The sequence below is a fragment of the Klebsiella sp. BIGb0407 genome, from assembly GCF_024807845.1.
Taxonomy (GTDB): domain Bacteria; phylum Pseudomonadota; class Gammaproteobacteria; order Enterobacterales; family Enterobacteriaceae; genus JGM124.
On record NZ_JANUEQ010000004.1, the window covers coordinates 252,618 to 271,571 of the forward strand.

At 49.0% G+C, this 18,954-nt stretch carries 19 protein-coding genes; 8 read left to right on the forward strand and 11 right to left on the reverse strand.

Features of this window, described 5'->3' with window-relative positions:
* Positions 1 to 5 precede the first annotated feature (5 nt).
* Positions 6 to 1,373, reverse strand: coding sequence for an MmgE/PrpD family protein (locus tag M2387_RS14050; protein WP_259050264.1), 1,368 nt, complete (start codon positions 1,371 to 1,373; stop codon positions 6 to 8).
* A gap of 257 nt (positions 1,374 to 1,630) precedes the next feature.
* Between M2387_RS14050 and M2387_RS14055 the strand changes: the two genes are divergently transcribed.
* Positions 1,631 to 2,284, forward strand: coding sequence for a GntR family transcriptional regulator (locus M2387_RS14055; protein WP_259050265.1), 654 nt, complete (start codon positions 1,631 to 1,633; stop codon positions 2,282 to 2,284).
* Between the two features lie 47 nt (positions 2,285 to 2,331).
* Positions 2,332 to 2,634: a monooxygenase gene (locus M2387_RS14060; RefSeq protein ID WP_259050266.1), complete on the forward strand. Its 303-nt coding sequence runs from the start codon at positions 2,332 to 2,334 to the stop codon at positions 2,632 to 2,634.
* A gap of 63 nt (positions 2,635 to 2,697) precedes the next feature.
* On the opposite strand, the gene M2387_RS14065 is transcribed toward M2387_RS14060, so the two are convergent.
* A complete protein-coding gene (locus tag M2387_RS14065; RefSeq protein WP_259050267.1) occupies positions 2,698 to 4,005 on the reverse strand; it encodes a DUF445 domain-containing protein in 1,308 nt (435 codons plus the stop codon).
* A 407-nt stretch (positions 4,006 to 4,412) separates the two neighbouring features.
* Here M2387_RS14065 and M2387_RS14070 point away from each other — a divergent pair, with 407 nt between their 5' ends.
* From M2387_RS14070 to lldD, 4 genes are all read left to right on the forward strand, one after another.
* Entirely contained in the window at positions 4,413 to 4,715 is a 303-nt protein-coding gene (locus M2387_RS14070) for a hypothetical protein (RefSeq protein ID WP_259050268.1), read from the forward strand.
* A gap of 414 nt (positions 4,716 to 5,129) precedes the next feature.
* Positions 5,130 to 5,381 (forward strand): DUF1158 domain-containing protein, encoded by a 252-nt coding sequence (locus M2387_RS14075; protein ID WP_259050269.1) that lies wholly within the window; start codon positions 5,130 to 5,132, stop codon positions 5,379 to 5,381.
* A gap of 231 nt (positions 5,382 to 5,612) precedes the next feature.
* Positions 5,613 to 6,401: a transcriptional regulator LldR gene (gene lldR, locus M2387_RS14080; protein WP_259050271.1), complete on the forward strand. Its 789-nt coding sequence runs from the start codon at positions 5,613 to 5,615 to the stop codon at positions 6,399 to 6,401.
* On the forward strand, positions 6,398 to 7,549 hold the full coding sequence (gene lldD, locus M2387_RS14085) for an FMN-dependent L-lactate dehydrogenase LldD (protein WP_259050273.1): 1,152 nt from the start codon (positions 6,398 to 6,400) through the stop codon (positions 7,547 to 7,549). Before lldR ends, lldD begins: the two co-directional genes overlap by 4 nt.
* Before the next feature lie 63 nt (positions 7,550 to 7,612).
* Here lldD and ilvN read toward each other — a convergent pair whose 3' ends face one another.
* From ilvN to ivbL, 3 genes are all read right to left on the reverse strand, one after another.
* A complete protein-coding gene (gene ilvN, locus M2387_RS14090; RefSeq protein WP_259050275.1) occupies positions 7,613 to 7,894 on the reverse strand; it encodes an acetolactate synthase small subunit in 282 nt (93 codons plus the stop codon).
* A gap of 2 nt (positions 7,895 to 7,896) precedes the next feature.
* A complete protein-coding gene (ilvB, locus tag M2387_RS14095; protein WP_259050276.1) occupies positions 7,897 to 9,585 on the reverse strand; it encodes an acetolactate synthase large subunit in 1,689 nt (562 codons plus the stop codon).
* A 109-nt stretch (positions 9,586 to 9,694) separates the two neighbouring features.
* The gene (gene ivbL, locus M2387_RS14100; RefSeq protein WP_259050277.1) at positions 9,695 to 9,793 is read right to left on the reverse strand and encodes an ilvB operon leader peptide IvbL; all 99 of its coding nucleotides are present in this window, start codon (positions 9,791 to 9,793) and stop codon (positions 9,695 to 9,697) included.
* Between the two features lie 892 nt (positions 9,794 to 10,685).
* Here ivbL and gdhA point away from each other — a divergent pair.
* Positions 10,686 to 12,029 (forward strand): NADP-specific glutamate dehydrogenase, encoded by a 1,344-nt coding sequence (gene gdhA, locus M2387_RS14105; protein WP_259050278.1) that lies wholly within the window; start codon positions 10,686 to 10,688, stop codon positions 12,027 to 12,029.
* Between the two features lie 80 nt (positions 12,030 to 12,109).
* Here gdhA and M2387_RS14110 read toward each other — a convergent pair whose 3' ends face one another.
* Together M2387_RS14110 and yczE are read right to left on the reverse strand one after the other, a co-directional pair.
* Entirely contained in the window at positions 12,110 to 12,934 is an 825-nt protein-coding gene (locus tag M2387_RS14110; RefSeq protein WP_259050279.1) for a GNAT family N-acetyltransferase, read from the reverse strand.
* 88 nt (positions 12,935 to 13,022) lie between these two features.
* Positions 13,023 to 13,640 (reverse strand): membrane protein YczE, encoded by a 618-nt coding sequence (gene yczE / locus M2387_RS14115; RefSeq protein ID WP_259050575.1) that lies wholly within the window; start codon positions 13,638 to 13,640, stop codon positions 13,023 to 13,025.
* Positions 13,641 to 13,739: 99 nt separating this feature from the next.
* Here yczE and yczR point away from each other — a divergent pair, with 99 nt between their 5' ends.
* Positions 13,740 to 15,167 (forward strand): MocR-like transcription factor YczR, encoded by a 1,428-nt coding sequence (yczR, locus tag M2387_RS14120; protein ID WP_259050280.1) that lies wholly within the window; start codon positions 13,740 to 13,742, stop codon positions 15,165 to 15,167.
* Positions 15,168 to 15,230: 63 nt separating this feature from the next.
* On the opposite strand, the gene M2387_RS14125 is transcribed toward yczR, so the two are convergent.
* The 4 genes from M2387_RS14125 to M2387_RS14140 form a co-directional block, all read right to left on the reverse strand.
* Positions 15,231 to 15,512, reverse strand: coding sequence for a hypothetical protein (locus M2387_RS14125; RefSeq protein ID WP_259050283.1), 282 nt, complete (start codon positions 15,510 to 15,512; stop codon positions 15,231 to 15,233).
* 146 nt (positions 15,513 to 15,658) lie between these two features.
* Complete coding sequence (locus tag M2387_RS14130) at positions 15,659 to 17,158, reverse strand: ABC transporter permease (protein ID WP_259050285.1); 1,500 nt, start codon at positions 17,156 to 17,158, stop codon at positions 15,659 to 15,661.
* A 3-nt stretch (positions 17,159 to 17,161) separates the two neighbouring features.
* On the reverse strand, positions 17,162 to 17,980 hold the full coding sequence (locus tag M2387_RS14135) for an ATP-binding cassette domain-containing protein (RefSeq protein WP_259050287.1): 819 nt from the start codon (positions 17,978 to 17,980) through the stop codon (positions 17,162 to 17,164).
* Positions 17,977 to 18,939, reverse strand: a complete 963-nt coding sequence (locus M2387_RS14140; RefSeq protein WP_259050289.1) for a glycine betaine ABC transporter substrate-binding protein — start codon at positions 18,937 to 18,939, stop codon at positions 17,977 to 17,979. The genes M2387_RS14135 and M2387_RS14140 overlap by 4 nt, the downstream gene beginning before the upstream one ends.
* Positions 18,940 to 18,954: the final 15 nt, after the last annotated feature.

Consider the following 18,954-nt stretch of genomic DNA (forward strand, 5'->3'; position numbering starts at 1 on the left):
AAAAATCAGTAGTTACCAGCGAGTAAAGCCGTTATCGTTGCCAGAGATCCCGGTCGTTCAAAGTGCGCGGCGGCCTGATAAAGGGCGGCACTACGTTCTGCGCCGAGTACCGGTATCGTTAAAGCGGCAAATTTTTCGTACAGCTCTTCTTCGGTCAATGGATTCTGTGGATGCCCGCGATAAACATCGGTATGCGCATGAATGACCTCGCCATCGCTCAGCAAAACGTCGATAAACGCGGAGCTAGCGGACTGCCCTTCAACGGCTTCGATAGTCAGTAATGGCAGGAACTTACGGGCATTAACATCACTCGTTGTTTGCGGAGTAAAATCAGCATCAGTCAGGCGATAACCGCTCAGCGCGAGGGCAATGCAGTAGGGAATACTGAATTTACTTTCCAGCGGATTTTTCGGATCCATTATCCCGGCATTCACCATCCCCATCGGGTGTACCCGGGCGCTAATACGTTCAATCTCGCGTCCGTTTAACTGCGGGTAAATTTTTAGTGCAGTCTCAATCGAGGCATGGGTTCCACGGCAGCTGGCATAAAGTTTGTAGCCGTTAGTCAGCAGCTCCCAGCTATCACCAAAATCCAGCTCGGGAATATCCACCTCACCCTGCTGAATAAAATTACGTACCCAGCCATCGGTTTCATAAAAGTGATGAGCGCCAACGAAACCTTCACTGGCTAGCTGTGCAGCAAGGATGCCATCCATCGCCGCTTTCCCTGCATGGAAAGGTTTCCCGTGCGTGCCGGAGGATTTTTGCAGGCCCCCCATCATGGTCGCCGCGCCACCCAGCGCATTCGCGATTTGTTCAGTGTTAAGCCCAAGGATCGAGGCAGCTACCGCAGTCGCACCGGCTCGTCCAACTACGGAAGTGGGATGAAAACCACGGCGTTGTAAATGGCGCCCGACGCCCGGAACCCAGCCACCACCGAGTTTGGCCATGACTTCAAACCCGGCGATAAATGCCCGTAATGTCTGTTCTTCGTTAGCAGAATGGGTCTGAGCCATAGCCAGAGCCGTTGCCCAGCATGGTCCTCCGGGATGGCCTGAACCTGCCGGATGGGTGTCATCAAAATCAGTTGCGTGGGCCATAGTGGCGTTGATCAACGCGGCCAGTGCCGGGGTAGTCGTTGCCCCGAGAAAAATACGCGCATCACCGGTGGCACCCCACGATTTAGCGACCTGACGAACAGCCAGTACCGCCTCATCGTTAACAGCACCAATAGCCACAGCCAGGTGATCGATTAGCGCCCTTTTCGCCTCATGGAATACCGCCGGAGGAATGTTCCATTCATAAGCATGTGCAATGAAATAACTGAGTTGTGAACCACGAGGGTAATCAGTTTGCGATGTTTCTGTTGTCATTTTTATTTCCATCTGGCAGATAAAAAATATTGCAAAACATACTCATGCAAAAATGCATTCAATTGTATACAATAAAAAACAATGCAAACATAACAGCCAAATCGCGCCAGACAAAAGATGTAAAATGAATATGCTAAGAACAAAATTAGCATTAGCCTGGCATTGAGTATGGCAATATAGTGACGCCACTCCCGATGCGTGCTTTCATATCCGGACTGTGGTTATCACTCCAAAACCTGACGGTTAATAAGAAAAACATGAATTTAAAATCCTCCACCGCTGCTGTGGTTCAAACCCCTTTTGAAATATTGATCGCTGCTATTGAACGGGGGGAGCTGTTACCTGGAGAACGGTTGCAGGAGATAAGGCTGGCAGAAAAGTTTGGTATCAGTCGCACCCCGATTCGGGAAGCATTGCATCGTCTTGAAACTCTTGGCCTGGCAGAACCCGGCACCAAACGGGGCTTAATTGTTGCCAGCATCAGCTATGAAAAATTACGTCAGCTTTTTGCGGTGCGCGAAGGGCTGGAAAAAATGGCCGTTCAGCTAGTCGTTTCCGCCGCCTCAGATGAAGAAATAGCGCTGTTGCAGGATATGGTAAACAGTGAAAAAACGCTGACTGACAGTAAAGCCCTGCACGACCATAATCGTCTGTTTCATCGGCAGATTTATCGTTCAGCACATAACCCGTATCTGAATGAAATGCTGGATAACTTGCGTATTCACCTGTCATTACTGCAAGGCACCACTTATGCACTCCCTGACCGCACGGAAGAAGCCAAACAGGAACATCAGGCAATAGTCGATGCGCTGGCCCGCCGGGATAGTCAGGCCGCTCAGGATGCGGCCTGTGAACATGTGCGCAATGGTTACCGTGCCAGGCTGGCGATTATCAGTCAGATTGACCGCTGATATTCAGAACGTTTTCCTGATAGTTAGCCCATCAATATCGAGGTTCTATGAGCTATATCCTGCAAGTTGATTTCCCTTACGCTGGCCCATGGGGCGATGAAATGACACAGGCGATGGAAGGTCTGGCCGTTTCCATTGCCAGTGAGCCTGGTCTTATCTGGAAGATATGGACAGAAAATAAAGCGGATAATGAAGCCGGAGGAATTTATCTGTTCAGTACCCGCGAGGCCGCTCAGGCCTATCTGGAAATGCACACTGAGCGGCTGAAAAGTTTTGGTATTTCACCGGTAGATGGCAAAATATTCGCGGTAAATGAGGCTTTATCGTTGATTGACAGAGCACCGTTGTAAACGTCGATGGCTTAATTGGGCGTTGTAACAAACGCCCATCACTAAAGCCTTCATTGCCGTTCATTACCAGGGTATCAATAGTCCCCAGCTCTCCATCAGCCCGGGCAACTGTGATAGCAAATAGAGCACCAGACCTATCGTTCCCCCCACCAGGGTGCCGTTGATACGGATAAATTGCAGGTCTTTACCAATATTGAATTCAATTTGGTCGGCCAGCTCTTTACTGTCCCAGCTATTCACCGTATCGCTAATATGACGCGTGATAAAAGCGGCAAAATCGGGCGTCATGCGCCGCACGGCCAGTTCCAGATGTTCATTCAATGAAGCCTGTAGCGCTTTATCACTTAATAATGTTTCACCAAACCATTGCCCAGCCAGGGCGATACGCTGCTGTACTCGAGAATCATCGCTGGCACAGTCCGTTTTTAACCAGCTACGTAAATCCCCCCATAATTCACCGAGATAGCGATTAAAAGCTTCATCATCTTTCAGATAGCGTTTGATACCGTCCGCTTTCGCCATCAGATCCGGAGAGGTTTTTAATTCAGTAATAAAGCGCTGCACCGCCCTGTCAAATCCCTGACGAATCTGGTGCTGTTTATCATGGTTAATATCGTCGAGTAAGCGGTTAACTGCATCCGAGACCCACTCGGCGCTCTGCTCTCCCAGCCATTCCGTAGGCAACAGCTTCGCTTTACGCGGGTGTTCGGTATTCAACCAGCCAGTTATCTGACCGGCAATAAACTCCCGGCTACTCGGTTTTTTTAATAACCCGAGCAACTGTCCAATCAGCGCCTCAAGCAATGCCTGGTGACGATTATTCTTCGTCATACTCTCTAGCAGGATGGCTCCCGAGTGACTCAAGTCGACATTATCAATCGCCTTATGTACCCCACGACGGATAAGTTTTTGGATCCGCGTATCATCCGCGAGCTCCAGAAAGGTTCCCATGATGTTCAGTAAGTATTTTCCCAGCAGGCGAGCGTTTTCAGGCTTATTCAACCATATTCCCAGCAGCCGGACTGGCTGATGGCGGTGGATCAGTGAGACAAGGGACTGCGTATCGAGAAACTTTTCCTGAATAAAAACACCAAGGTTAGTCGCTATTTTCTCCTTATTACGCGGAATAATCGCAGTATGCTTGCTAATAAAGGGTATCGGCACCGGGCGAAAGAGTGCGTATACCGCAAACCAGTCCGCCAGCGCACCAATCATGGCCGCTTCAGAAATCGCTTTCAGCCCACGAACCCAAAAATTGGCCGGCAGGAATAGCGTGATGATAAAGGTCGCTGCCGCCAATAGCAGCAGCGCCAGCGCCAGGCGCTTGGCTTTTTGTAGCTCTCGTTTTTGATATACGTTTTTTTGTGTCATGGCTTCATCATAGCGTTGGCGGTGAAAAGCAGCCAGTTACGTCTGTATCGCTGGCAAGAGAGTAAACTCTAACACCGTAAAACATTACCGTCATATTACGAATAAAAATCACAATATAGTAATATACGATATTGTTACTATTATTTACCGTCAGAAAAAATAATATTACAGAAAGTATTATTCATAAAACGCTCATTTAAAATATGCACCAGGAACTATCTATTGACCTGAATTGCAAATTAATACGATTATAATCACCATCTCGCCACCAATAATATGAAAAACCTAAAAAGATCATGAAATATATAACCATCATATTGACCACTTGTGTATTAACAAGCTGCAGTATATTCGACTCAACTCCTGAGCGCCCACTACATGAGCTAAATAATGATGAATTATGCCGAATGCTTGGAGAAAAAAACCATAATGGAGGTTTAATATTAAATATATACGAAGAACTGAATAAAAGAACAGATAAAGTAGACTACGAAAGGTGTTTTGCACTTGAAGTCACTGAAAAAGAGAAAGATAAATTAGAAAAATTCAGAGCTGAAACAGTTACAGAAATGGGAATGGGAAGAGAGATCGGCACAGGGATGGGGCAAAATCATCGCCTGCCTGGTTCTATAATAAAAGATGCTGACATGATAAATAGCATCAACAAACCCGGCGTTAAATTTAGATATTCATCTAATGGGATAAAATAACAACCTTATATTCCGACTCACCCCAGAAGCTGACAAAAAAAACGGATTTATATAAACAAGAAAGCGTTATACATTAAACGTACATTTTTTCATTATTTGCTCTGCCCGGCTGATCCCCAGCCGTTGTGCAATTTTCTGCCACTTCTTCACAGCATTTAGTATGTCATCGTAAATCTGTGTTGCTTCACTTTGAGAGAGTCTGAAAAAATATTTTATATAAAAAAACCTCCCATTCGGTAAGGATCATGTACACCAGGCAAATAATCAAGTTCAGTCAGTCTATCGCCCCATAGGACTATGCCCCACTGTTAAACCTACTGCCGTCGCTCTAAGCTAGCATAATGATATGACGCAGGTTTGCACAATCCCTGACTTTCCCCGACAATAGCATTTTCAGTCTCGGGTCAATATCACATGGATAACTCTTATCAGGCGCTGGTGAGCGCGGGCGGTATTTTACTGCTGGCCTTTCTCTCTTGTTTACTACTCCCGGCCCCGGCGTTAACCGTGACGCTGGCTCAACAGCTGGTCGAAACCTTACATCTGCTTGATATGAATCAGCTGTATATCCTTATCTTTTGTGTCTGGTTTCTAGCGCTGGGCACTATTGAGTATTTTGTTATTCGCTTTATCTGGCGCCGCTGGTTTTCAATTCAACGTTTGTAGCAGATTCGTTACTGATGGCTCCCGGGCAAGCCCGGGATACCGCCTCCCCCACCACATGGTCCTACCAATTCCTTTAAAACTGTGTGCCCTGCGCCAGATTACTGAAAAACTCCCCCCACAGCATTGCCTTTGATTAACATAACGATAACCATCAGGTATCTTTTTAGCAGCAGAGCACTTCGGTCCTACCAATTTTTTACTTATTCGTGGAAAACCAGCCTGGATTAATTAATGAATCATCGTGAACCCCGTCTGACTGACAAAATAGTACTGCTTATAAAAGAGCTGATACAAAAGCAGGGACTGGAAGCAGGCATGCGCTTACCCGCTGAACGCATGCTCGCCAGTGAACTGGCTTGTTCGCGATCTATCTTACGGGAGGCAATTCAGAAACTGGTGGGAGAAGGTGTGCTGGTCAGTCGTCGTGGGGGCGGAACCTACCTCTGCTATGAAAAGCAGCCCTGGTCAGAACAGCGTCTGGTGCAACCGCTTAAAACGCTGGTAGAAGAAGATCCCAGTTATCGGCTGGATATCATTGAGGCCCGTCATACTATTGAGGCCAGTACCGCATGGTATGCCGCATTAAGAGCGACCCCGGAAGATAAAGAGAAGTTGATTGCCTGCTTTGATGCCACGCTGAAATTTAAAGAAAGTGATGACCCCGCTCTCGCCGCCCAGGCTGATGTCCGGTTTCATCTGGCAATTGCTGAGGCCTCACATAACCTGGTACTGCTCCAGACGATGCGCGGTTTTTTCGATTTACTGCAATCCTCTGTGCGGCATAGCAGACAGCATATGTATATCACCCCGGCAATTTTTGCCCAGCTTACCGAGCAACACCATGAGTTACTCCAGGCCATTCTTGCCGCAGATCCTGAGCGTGCAAAGCAAGCTGCCCAATTACATTTAGGTTTTGTGCATTCCACTCACAAAACCGAACAAGAAGACAGAGCCCGACAGTCACGCTTAACCCGCCTGCCGGATGACAATAATTCAGTTACAAGGGAAAAGAAGTCATGATTATTTCTGCAGCAACCGACTACCGTGCCGCCGCTAAACGCATTCTGCCCCCCTTTTTGTTTCACTATCTTGATGGCGGTGCCTATGCAGAACATACCCTGCGCCGCAACGTTGAGGATCTGGCAGATGTGGCACTGAAACAACGCGTGCTGAAAAACATGTCGGAACTGAGCCTTGAAACGACGCTGTTTAATGAAAAACTGTCGATGCCAGTCGCGTTAGCGCCGGTAGGGCTCTGCGGTATGTATGCCAGACGCGGTGAAGTTCAGGCCGCACAGGCTGCAGCGGCAAAAGGTATTCCTTTTACGCTGTCGACCGTATCAGTCTGCCCTATCGAAGAAGTTGCCCCCGCTATCAGCAGACCTATGTGGTTTCAGCTTTATGTTCTGAAAGACCGGGGCTTTATGCGTAATGCGCTGGAGCGCGCGAAAGCGGCGGGCTGTTCAACGCTGGTTTTTACCGTCGATATGCCGACCCCTGGAGCGCGTTACCGTGATGCCCACTCAGGTATGAGCGGGCCAAATGCAGCCATGCGTCGTTACCTGCAAGCCGTCACTCATCCTCAGTGGGCCTGGGATGTCGGGCTTCATGGTCGTCCTCACGATTTGGGCAATATCTCGACCTATCTCGGTAAACCTACCGGACTGGAAGATTATATCGGCTGGCTGGCAAACAACTTTGATCCCTCCATTTCCTGGAGCGATTTAGAGTGGATCCGTGAGTTCTGGGAAGGTCCGATGGTGATTAAAGGTATTCTCGATGCCGACGATGCCCGGGATGCGGTTCGCTTTGGTGCCGATGGCATTGTGGTTTCTAACCACGGAGGCCGTCAGTTAGACGGGGTGCTCTCTTCTGCCCGTGCATTGCCTGCTATTGCTGATGCGGTGAAAGGTGAAATCGCGATTCTGGCCGACAGCGGCATTCGTAATGGGCTGGATGTTGTAAGAATGATAGCCCTCGGCGCGGATAGTGTATTACTGGGACGCGCGTTTATCTATGCTCTGGCAACCCACGGCGGAGCGGGAGTAACCCATTTACTGAATCTGATTGAGAAAGAGATGCGTGTCGCCATGACGCTGACCGGAGCGAAGTCGATTGCGGATATCACGGCTGATTTACTGGTACGTGAGGGAATTCATCTGCGTTAATAAAACTATTTCTGACCCACGCTTCCCTTATTAACGGGGGAAGCGCAAGACCAAAAACGATAGCTACTGAATCAGCGTATTCAAGCGAGTAAATATCCCCGGATCGCCAGCATGACGAATCAGCTTAACCACATCTTCAAGCTTCTCGACCTGACTTATCATCTGCTCAAGTCGCTTATCATCCGCAACCTGTAGCCAGATTCGACTGTGTAGCTCATCGTTGAGCGGCAGACACAAAATACCTTCAACGTTAAATGCCCGGCGGGCAAACAGACCGCAAATATGAGACATCACGCCCGGATGGTTACGCACCGTAAGTTCCAGAACAACGGTTGATAGCTGCATAATTACTCTCCAATCATCTCAATATTGGCAGCGCCTGGTGGCACCATCGGATAAACTTTCTCGTTAGTATCAATACGTACATGAATAAGACAAGGCCCCGGACGCGAAATGGCTTCCTGCAAGGCAGCAAACGGGTCAGCTGCAGCGTTTAAGTCGCAGGTTGCCAGACCGAATCCACGTGCGATGGTCAGAAAATCAATCGTTCCCGGATAGGTGGCCGCAAAGACATTTTGCTGATAAAACAGCGTTTGCTGCTGATGCACCAAACCTAATGCCTGGTTGTCCATCAGGATAATCTTCACATCCAGCTGATTTTCTGCCGCTGTCGCCATCTCCTGAATATTCATCATCAGGCTACCATCGCCGGTAAAACATAAGACTTTATGCGCAGGATTTGCCAGGGCGGCACCGACCGCAGCAGGTAAACCAAAGCCCATCGTCCCCAGCCCCCCCGAGGTCAGCCACTGACGAGGACGATTCAGGGGATAAGCCTGTGCCACCCACATCTGATGCTGTCCAACGTCTGTCGTGATAATCGCCTGGTCATCAACGCAGGCAGCTGCGGCACGGATCAGACCGTAAGGCATTAATGGATTATCCGCTCCCGGCATCGCAAACGGGAATTCACGCTGTAAACCACTGACTGTCTGACGCCATTCGGTACGGGGTTGTGCTTCAATGTGCGGCGTCAGTTGGCTTAATACTTCGCTGACATCACCCTGGATGGCAATATTAGCCTGTTTAATTTTGCCTAATTCAGCGCGGTCAATATCGACGTGGATTATCTTCGCATTCGGACAAAAAGCTTCTGTTTTACCAATCGCCCGGTCATCAAAGCGCGCCCCCAGAACAATCAGTAAGTCAGCTTCCTGAAGAATAAAGTTGGTACTGCGTGCCCCATGCATCCCCAGCATACCTAAGGATAATGGATGATTCGCTGGCAAAGTTCCGAGCGCCATCAGTGTCATAGTGGTCGGTAGGTTTGCCTGTTCAGCCAGAGCACGGGCTTGCTCTGCCGCTCCGGCGCTGATGATTCCGCCGCCGAGATACAATACCGGACGTTTAGCCTGGTTAATCAAAGCAGCAGCGGCAGCAATAGCCTGACTTTCAGCAGCTACCGGAGCCTTTATTTCAGCAATAGCGGGAAGTTCACTGATGTCAATTTCAGCCGTTTGAACATCTTTGGGAATATCAATCCATACCGGTCCTGGCCGCCCGGACTGAGCAATACGGAAGGCATCGGCAAAGACCTGCGGCAGTTCACTGATATCACGTACCAGATAGTTGTGTTTAGTAATAGGAATTGAAATGCCGTAGGTATCCACTTCCTGGAAAGCATCCGTTCCAATCATCGCGGTTGGAACCTGGCCAGTAATACAAATCAGTGGAATAGAATCAAGGCGGGCGTCGGCAATAGCAGTAACAAGGTTGGTTGCCCCCGGTCCGCTACACGCGATACAAACCGCAGCTTTACCACTGGTACGCGCCATTCCTTGAGCCATAAAGCCCGCGCCTTGTTCATGACGCGCCAGAATATGACGAATAGTACGACTTTGGCTGAGAGCGTTGTAAAGCGGGAGAACAGTACCACCCGGAATACCGCTGACGGTAGAGATACCATGATGCTCCAGCAATTTTACGATCAGCTGTGCACCAGTTATGCGTTGTGTGGGTGTATCCGAAATTGCCATGCTCCAGTCCTTCTTATTATTCGTCGGCTGACTTACTGGGCAGGCTTAAACAAGAAACCCCGCCCGGTTTGCGCCGGCGGGGTTTGGAATCGATGCGTTGATTCAGTCCCTACGGCGCGTTGCCGACGACCACCACCACACGCACGACGACTACCGCGGCTGGTAGCGCGGTAAGTAGTAGTCGAGAAGTGTAACGTTGAGTGGTCATAGGTTTCCTGAATCTTTATTAAAAGTCGTTATTGATACAATCACACTCATTAATATCATACAACTGGAATTTTACCTCAGAGATATAAATGTGACCCACATCTCATTTAAATGTATATGAGTGCCAGGCGTGTTTATTACGCTAAAGATTGTCACAAACGATAACTAACATAAGTTTTTCGTATGAGACCAACCAGGAGCAGCATAAGTTTTTCATATGACCCTGCGTAACAACCTCGCGAAGTAACAATTTATTAACACCACCCATCATAAACACTAATCTCTGCTAATGAGTAAGTAATATTGTTAATCAACTTATTCAAATCAACACTCACCCTATAATATGGCAGAGTAGACTTTAAAAATCAGAACATATAAATGGTTTTAACCCTAAAAGGTAAAATTATATCTCACATAAAATCAATAAAGCATAATAATGACGGGCAAAAAGTCAGGATAGCCCGTAGCGTTAAACAGCAAAGTAATAAAAAATATGAAAGCGGATCCATAACCGTGCACGGTAAGATAATAAATAGCATTTGATAAATTAATCAGCACTAGATCCCATTGAAATTAAAAAAAGCAGACTATAACTCTGCACCGTAACCCCGTAAGACCCTTGTGGCACAAGACTTTGCATTGATAACCCACTCACTATTTGATTTAATCGCAGCGGTAGCGTTCTGGAAATACTACCTTATTTTTTGATGTTATTGCGGTCATTACGGGCTGTTATTGGTGTTTGAAAAGGATAATCTCTCCCCGCCAGTTCATTTTTTTCTTTCGAGTAAAAAAACTGCTTGATGTCCATTTATCAGAAAATGTTATAGTCAAATCACAAATACAGAAATTGATTGCACATAATCGTCCGTTTATCAGAGGAATTAATTAGTATGCCGCAGTTGTTAACTCTCGAAGATTTTTTATCCTCCGTTCAATCACGTGATCCACATCAGGTTGAGTTTGCTCAAGCCGTTCGAGAGGTAATGACCACACTGTGGCCTTTCCTGGAAAACAATCCACAATATCGCCAGCAGAGCCTGCTTGAGCGTCTGGTGGAACCTGAGCGTGTAATTCAGTTCCGTGTACCATGGGTTGATGACAAGAATCAGGTCCAGGTTAACCGTGCCTTCCGCGTACAGTTCAACTCAGCGATCGGTCCATTCAAAGGCGGTATGCGTTTCCACCCTTCTGTTAACCTGTCAATCCTTAAGTTCCTGGGCTTCGAGCAAACTTTCAAGAATGCTCTGACAACCCTGCCTATGGGTGGCGGTAAAGGCGGAAGCGATTTCAATCCAAAAGGCAAAAGCGAAGGCGAAATCATGCGCTTCTGCCAGTCATTAATGCTGGAATTGTATCGTCACTTAGGTCCGGATACTGACGTTCCAGCGGGTGACATCGGTGTGGGCGGTCGTGAAGTCGGCTATATGGCTGGCATGATGAAAAAACTGTCCAACAATACCGCTTGTGTGTTCACCGGTAAGGGTCTGTCATTTGGTGGCAGCCTGATCCGTCCGGAAGCTACCGGTTATGGTCTGGTTTACTTCACCGATGCCATGCTGAAGCGCCACGGTCTTGGTTTCGAAGGTATGCGTGTTTCGGTATCTGGTTCAGGTAACGTTGCTCAGTATGCTATCGAAAAAGCAATGGCACTGGGTGCACGCGTTATCACTGCATCTGACTCCAACGGTACTGTGGTTGATGAAGCTGGCTTCACTACCGAGAAATTAGCGCGTCTGTGTGAAATTAAAGCAAGCCGTGACGGCCGTCTGTCTGATTACGCTCGTGAGTTTGGCCTGACTTACCTTGAAGGCCAGCAGCCATGGGGTGTACCGGTGGATATCGCTCTGCCATGTGCAACTCAGAATGAGCTGGATGTAGAAGCCGCTCGCGCACTGATTGCTAACGGCGTTAAAGCGGTTGCAGAAGGCGCCAACATGCCAACCACTATCGCAGCAACCGATCTGTTCATTGAAGCAGGTGTATTGTTTGCGCCAGGTAAAGCAGCTAACGCCGGTGGTGTTGCAACTTCAGGTCTGGAAATGGCTCAGAATGCGGCACGCTTTAGCTGGAAAGCAGAAGAAGTGGACAGCCGTCTGCAACACATCATGCTGGATATTCACCACTCTTGTGTGGAATACGGCGGTGAAGGTAAGCAAACTCAATACGTACGTGGCGCGAACATCGCGGGCTTCGTTAAAGTTGCTGATGCCATGCTGGCCCAGGGCGTTCTCTAATTTCTGGTCTGCCTGGGTCTTGAGCCCAGGCTAACAGCAAAAATACCTGCTTAATAAGCAGGTATTTTTTTGTCTGTTGCTCAGGGTAACAACCGCTGGCTCATTTCATATTGCTTTATCGGCTCTTCAATAAAACCGCAAGTGAGAAACAGAGGCGATAACGATTCAGGAATGGCAACCGCCGTGGATAAGTAGCCAAATTTTTCACGTAATAGCATCAGCAATGCTTTTGCCTCTCCCCGTCCACGCGCCTCGGGTTCCACATAGAGCATGCGTAATTTTGTGGGCTCTCCGGGAATAACCATGCCATAAGCAACGTCATTGAGCGCATAGGCTTTGCCCGGTAGTTTATATAGCGTTTCAGCCGCAGTTAACCAGGGCAAATGATGATGAGGGTCGACCATCATTTTACGAGCCATATACAGGGGATCTATTTCTGTTAATTCGCCAGCTGATGGAGCCGTCGGAAGTAACGGGGCATGAAAACCAATAAGCGATTGCTGCAGGGTAAATCCCATTCTCTGATAGAGAGCAATACCGCTCTCATTTCCGACAATAACCTCAAGAGACAGGGTTTTATCACCCCGCTCACGTGCAGCATCGATCAATTGCTGAATACAATATTTACCTAACCCTTGCCCACGCAGCGCAGGGCGAATAGCAAAGGCAGCAAGCCGGCTGGTTTGCCCGCGACGGGCAATTAAAGCAAGGGCAACGGGCTGACCCTGCTGAAGCCAGACCAGGCTATCATTCAGGCTGACGTCTTCAGCAGCAAAGCGGGCGCTAAATACATCGCCCTGAATGGTGAAAGGGGTCAGATATCCCTCAAAACAGGATGTCAGAATCGCTGCCAGTTGATAGCTGTTCCAGTGTGCGGCCGTCGTGCAACTGATAGTATCTTGCATAGAACCCTCAGGAATAACCAAAGATTCACCACAATATATCAAGCATTCAATATCTTATGATACAGGTATATTCCAAAAGAATCCGGCACTATTCCGCAACCGTTTCAGCTACAGCAGGGAGCGGTTTTTTAGTCGCAGCAATCTGGAACCAGGGTAGAAAGAACTGGATTAACGGCCCGATAGCCAGGGCATATAATACGGTTCCGACTCCAAAAGCTCCACCCATTAACCACCCGGCAGATAATACAGTCACTTCTATTGCGGTGCGGATACTGCGTATTGACCAGCCTGTCCGGGCATGTATCCCGGTCATCAGCCCGTCACGTGGCCCGGCGCCTAATCCAGCACCAATATACATTCCCGTCGCTATGCCATTAACAATCAGTGCCGCGATCAGTAACCCTATTTTGAGCGCTAATGATTCGACCGGTGGCATTAACGCTAATGTCGCATCAGCGGCGAGTCCTAAAACAATAACATTACTGATAGTCCCTATCCCCGGACGGGTACGCAGTGGGATCCACAGCAGCAGTATCAATGCCCCGACGCCAATCATTACGACACCGAGGTTCAGTGAAAAAATTCTCGCCACGCCTAAGTGGAAAACATTCCAAGGGTCAGCCCCTAAATCGGCCCGGACATACATCGCGACTGAAACGCCATATAAAATCAGTCCGATATAAAGTTGTATTAGTCTGCGTGCCATCATAATCAATCCCCTTCTCTTTTATGCCTTACACTGGATGTATACTCTGAATGAAAATGGATTTAGTATTAATATCCAGTTATGAAAAAGTGGACTGCTATGAGCCAGCGCAGAATCGGAGCAACATCGTTATCCCGGCTACTGGGAGAGTGGCATCAGGAAAACTCAAGAACACCGGTTTATCAGCAGCTCGCCAGTGGGCTACGGCTGCTGATCCTCGATGGCCGGTTGCCGCTCGACTGCCGCCTGCCCGGCGAAAGAGACCTTTCCACCTTACTGAATGTCAGTCGTACAACCCTGGCTTCCGCGCTGGCATTACTGCGTGAGCAAGGTTATCTGGTCAGCCGTCAGGGTTCAGGTTCGATAACATTGTTACCTGAAGGTAACCCGGCGATTTCACCGCTTCCCGGTATTGCCCCGGTTCTGGATTTATCCGGCGCATCACTGAGTGCGGGTCCGGAAATTCATCATGCCTATTCCTCTGCACTCATGGCTCTGCCAGAACATCTGGGTTCAACCGGCTATAACAGCCAAGGATTACTGTCGTTACGGGAAGTGATTGCAGAGCGCTACTGCAGTCGTGGTCTGCCAACAGATGCGGATCAGATTATTATCGTCAATGGTGCGCTTAGTGGGCTGGGGCTGGTATTACGTCTGTTAACGGGGCCGGGCGATCGGGTGGTGATTGAAAATCCGACTTACTCCGTCGCTCTGGCAACTATTCGGGGAGCCTCATGCCGCCCGGTGGCCGTCAGTTTACCGACCAGCGGATGGGATGTAGAAGGTCTGGCTGCAACTATCGCCCAGACCTCGCCACGTCTTGCTTATTTGTTACCTGATTTTCATAACCCGACCGGCCGCTGTATGGACGAGGTGACCCGACAACGAATTTGTGATGTTGCTGCCACCAGCCGAACTGCTCTGGTTGTGGATGAAACCATGGTCGATTTATGGTTCGATAAACCGCCACCGCCGCCCATGGCCGCTTTCGATAAAGCCGATAATGTCATTACCCTGGGTTCGGCGAGTAAAAGTTTCTGGGGTGGACTGCGTGTGGGCTGGATAAGAGCATCAAAGAAAACCATTAATGCACTGATTCAGGTGCGTAATACTTTCGATCTTGGCACACCGATACTGGAGCAGCTGGCAACCATTACTCTGCTTAATGAAGCGGATAATTTTTTGCCCCAGCGGCGTAATCTGTTACGCCTGAGACGTGATGCCAGTTTTGCGGCGCTCGGGGAACGCTTTCCGGACTGGAAAACCAGTCAGCCAGAAGGCGGGCTTTCCTGGTGGATTGAACTGCCCAGAGCCCAGGCAACGGTATTTGCAGCGCATGCAGAAAGTGCCGGGATCAGGATTGGTGCCGGGCCAAGATTTGGCGTTGATGGGGCATTTGAACGTTATTTACGCCTGCCTTTTACGCTCGAAACGCCAGCTATGTGTCAGGCTCTGGAACGATTACAACCTATCTGGCAGCAGCTGATGGAAGAGCCATCAGAAAGAATGCGCAGCATTATTGTTTAAATGCAGGCGGATATTGTTTAAAAGCGGTCCAAATTGACCGCTTTTATTTATCTTTGCTCTGGTTTACTTTTTCTTCTTCAGAAGTTTTCGCAATGATTTGATTTCATGGTCACTTAAAGGAGATACGCGTTTTTCTTCCGTATGCTGATTATCAACTTCGCCTTCTTCAACGTGTTCCTCGGCATGTTCCTCGACGGCTTCGCCATCTTCAGAGATCAGAGCCAGCGCTTTAGTTAATAATTCTTCAGTGACAGAACCTAACGTTTCTTGTTTCTCTTCAGCATAAAGACGAATTCTTTCTTTTAATTCACTGCTAACTTTCACATTAAGTGTGACGTTGGTCATAATTTGCCTCTGAGAATAAAAAAAGTAGTGTTTTTAATACTATAAGGAAGAATAAAAATCCAGCCAGCGAAGTAAATTTAATATTTCTGTCACAATTGCTGGCCTGACTCTTATTCCACCTTTGTTATTCTTATCTGCGATTGAGGCTAGCTCTGGCGACGCCGGGACTGAATAATTCTGTCAATAATAATCGCACAGATAAGAATGGCGAATCCGGCCAGAATACCCTTTCCTTGAGCAGCATACTGCAAAGCGGATAGCACTTCTTCCCCTAAACCACGAGCACCAATCAGCGCTGCAATCACCACCATCGATAAACTCATCAGGATAGTCTGGCTCACTCCAGCCATAATCGACGACCTGGCAATAGGTAAATCGACTTTGAATAACATAAACCAGCGCCCGGCACCAAAAGCCAGTGCCGCTTCGCGCACGGTTTCCGGCACGCTGGCAATACCAAAAGAGGTCTGCCGGATAACAGGTGCAATACCGAAAATAACCGTTGCTACAATACCAGCCGTTTTACCTATGCCAAACAGCGCTATCACCGGAATAAGGTAAACAAAGGCAGGAGTCGTCTGCATAAAGTCCAGTATCGGGCGGATAATCGCAGCGGTTCTCCGGCTATAGCCACACCAAATCCCTATCGGGATCCCCAGCACCAGAGCAATCATTGAGGCGGTGCCCAGTAATGCAACGGTTTGCATCGCCTTTATCCAGTAGCCAAATGCCAGTAAATAACCTAACCCTAAGGCAACGCCCAGAGCCAGTAGCCAGCCAGCGCGCTGAGCAGCCAGAGCGACAATCACAATCGTGATAACCGGCCAGGGCGTAGCGGTAAGAGCAAATTCCAGACCATCCAGTAAGCGTTCAATCACCCAGGTCACCTGCTGCGCTATCGGGCTCAAGGCCGATGAGATGCCCAGCATATAACCATCAACCACCAGAGCTGCACGGCTGACGAGATCGGGAATGCCTGAAGCATCAAATACGTTCGCGGGAATAAGCCCGGCAAAATTTAAGAAGGTCAGCGGAATAACCAGTAACCAGATAACGGCCGCCTGAAGTGCGGCAAACCACGAGAATCCGGTATTCCCGAGTTGCTCGTTAATATGGGCGTGGCGTAACTGACTTGCGACCAGCGGCACGGCACCAAAGCCTAAACCAATACGGCTGGTCAGTAAGATAACCAGTCCCAGCCCCAGTAAACCTAAGCGAGGCCCCGTCTCTGCCAGTTTATGCTGAGCTTGTTTCGCCGCCTGTTCCAGGGATTGTGCTGAGCGAGTCAGTGAGGCGGTCATTTGGCTGTCAGGATCTTGTGCCCGGGCAGCAGTAGCCTCATTCACCCGACGCTCGGCGAGTTGCACCAGGGTGTTCACTCTGATCTGTTCAGTACGATCCAGTCCGCCCCCCAAAGCCAGTACTATCAATACCACGCTGACCAGCTCAAGAGTCAGAAAGAGCCAGAACCAGCCTCTTATCCTGCGTGCGCCCAGCCAGAAACTTCCCAGTAATGCTGCCAGCGGCAGGAAGGGTAAGCCGCGATGATTTTCATCTTGCATCCGGGCAAATGCGCGCTGATAAACACGGGCGCCGGGTCCAATAAAACTACGCACCGCCACATCGTCGCTGGAAAGTTCACTCATCTCTTACTGCTCCTGTTTGGAAGGGAAAGTCGACTGACCCAGCCCGACAAAACGTGCAACGTACTCATTAGCGGGAGCCGCCAGTAATTCACCTGGTGTTGCGATTTGTTCAATCTGCCCCAGACGCATCACCGCAATTCTGTCCGCAATACGAAAAGCCTCTGCTACATCATGCGTAATAAAGACGGTGGTCTTACCCAAATCACGCGAAAGACTACGAAACTCATCCTGCAGTTCGACGCGAATTAAGGGATCAAGCGCACTAAAAGGCTCATCCATTAGCAAAATATCCGGATCTGCCGCTAAGGCTCGTGCCAGCCCGACACGCTGCTTCATACCACCCGAAAGTGAACTGATCCCATGACGTCCCAGTCCTCCGAGCCCCAGACGACTGAGTAGCTCCTCAGCCCGGGCTTCTCTCTTGTGGCGCGGTACGCCGAGGATCTCTTGTGGCAAAGCCACATTTTCATGAATCGTCATATGCTCTATCAGAGCATGGCTCTGAAACACCATGCCGATGCGCTTTGCGCGCAGCGCACGCAAAGCAGGCGGATTCAGAGTGGCAATATCTTCACCAGAGATACTCACTCGCCCATGACTTGGCGAAATTAAGCGATTTATCATGCGCAGAAGCGTCGATTTACCACACCCCGACAGTCCAAGGATACAAAGTAGCTCGCCACGATTGACGGTTAAATCCACACCACGTACCGCAGCAACCTCCCCCGCCGCTAATAACGCGGAGGGGTTATGACGCAGCTTTTCAATAACGCTGGCAGGTTCAGGAGCAAACACCTTCCATACCCCTTCAAGCTGGATCATGATTTAGCAAGCCAGCCTGCAACACGTTTCTGATTTTTACTGACCCATTGCTGTGCTGCCTGCTCAGGCGACAGCCCCTGAACCGCTATCGCATAGGCCAGCTCGTTGATATCTTGGGTGGTAAATTCGATAGCTTCGATAATTTTTACCCCTTGAGGATTGTTATCCGCAAAGTGTTTGGTATAGGCGATATGAATAGCCGCATCCTGGTAACCGGAGCCAATTTTTGATTTTGCTAACCATTGAGGATCAGTCCCTTCTACCGTCACCCAGGTCGCTGGGTCATGGGCAGGTTCGGTAAGATTGGTCAGTTTATAACGCGCATAGTTCTGGTGCGGTGAGTAGCAGTAGCCTATCCAGGCTCCATCCGTTTTGTCTGCGTTATCAAGGTTGGCTGTCGCTACCGCTTCATCAGAACGGACTAAATTAAAGAAAGGAGCAAAACCGTAATCACGGGCGCGGATCTCTTCATAGTTAGTAGAAAGCCAGCCCGGAGCGCCGAGCCAGATCTGGCCTTGATCGGATCCTTTGGCAGCAAAGACTTTGGCTTTCTCGGGATCCGTCAAGTCATAAACAGAGTGAATGTCATATTTGTCTGCCGTCTTGGTTAAGGTGCAGTAACCCTGGCCTCCCAAGTAGGAATTTGCCGTTAAGGTCACGTTTTTGCCGTTACCCGTATACTGGCTGACCAGCCCTTGCTGGTTAGGGAGCCAGACATCAGTCCAGACGTCAATTTCCCCTTTATTACGGTTCAGGGCTTCCCAGATAACCGGCACTGAGGTCGCCGGAACAATTTTCGTTTCTGTCCCGAGCTGTTGTTCCAGCAATGTTTTTACAATAAAGGCCGATCCTTGCTGGGTTGCATAGCCAGCATCGGCAATCGTCACGGGTTCAGCCAGGACGGGAGCGGCAACAAAAATAGCCAGGGCAGTCATCAGTCGTTGTGGTAAATGGGTCATAATATGTTCCTTCGC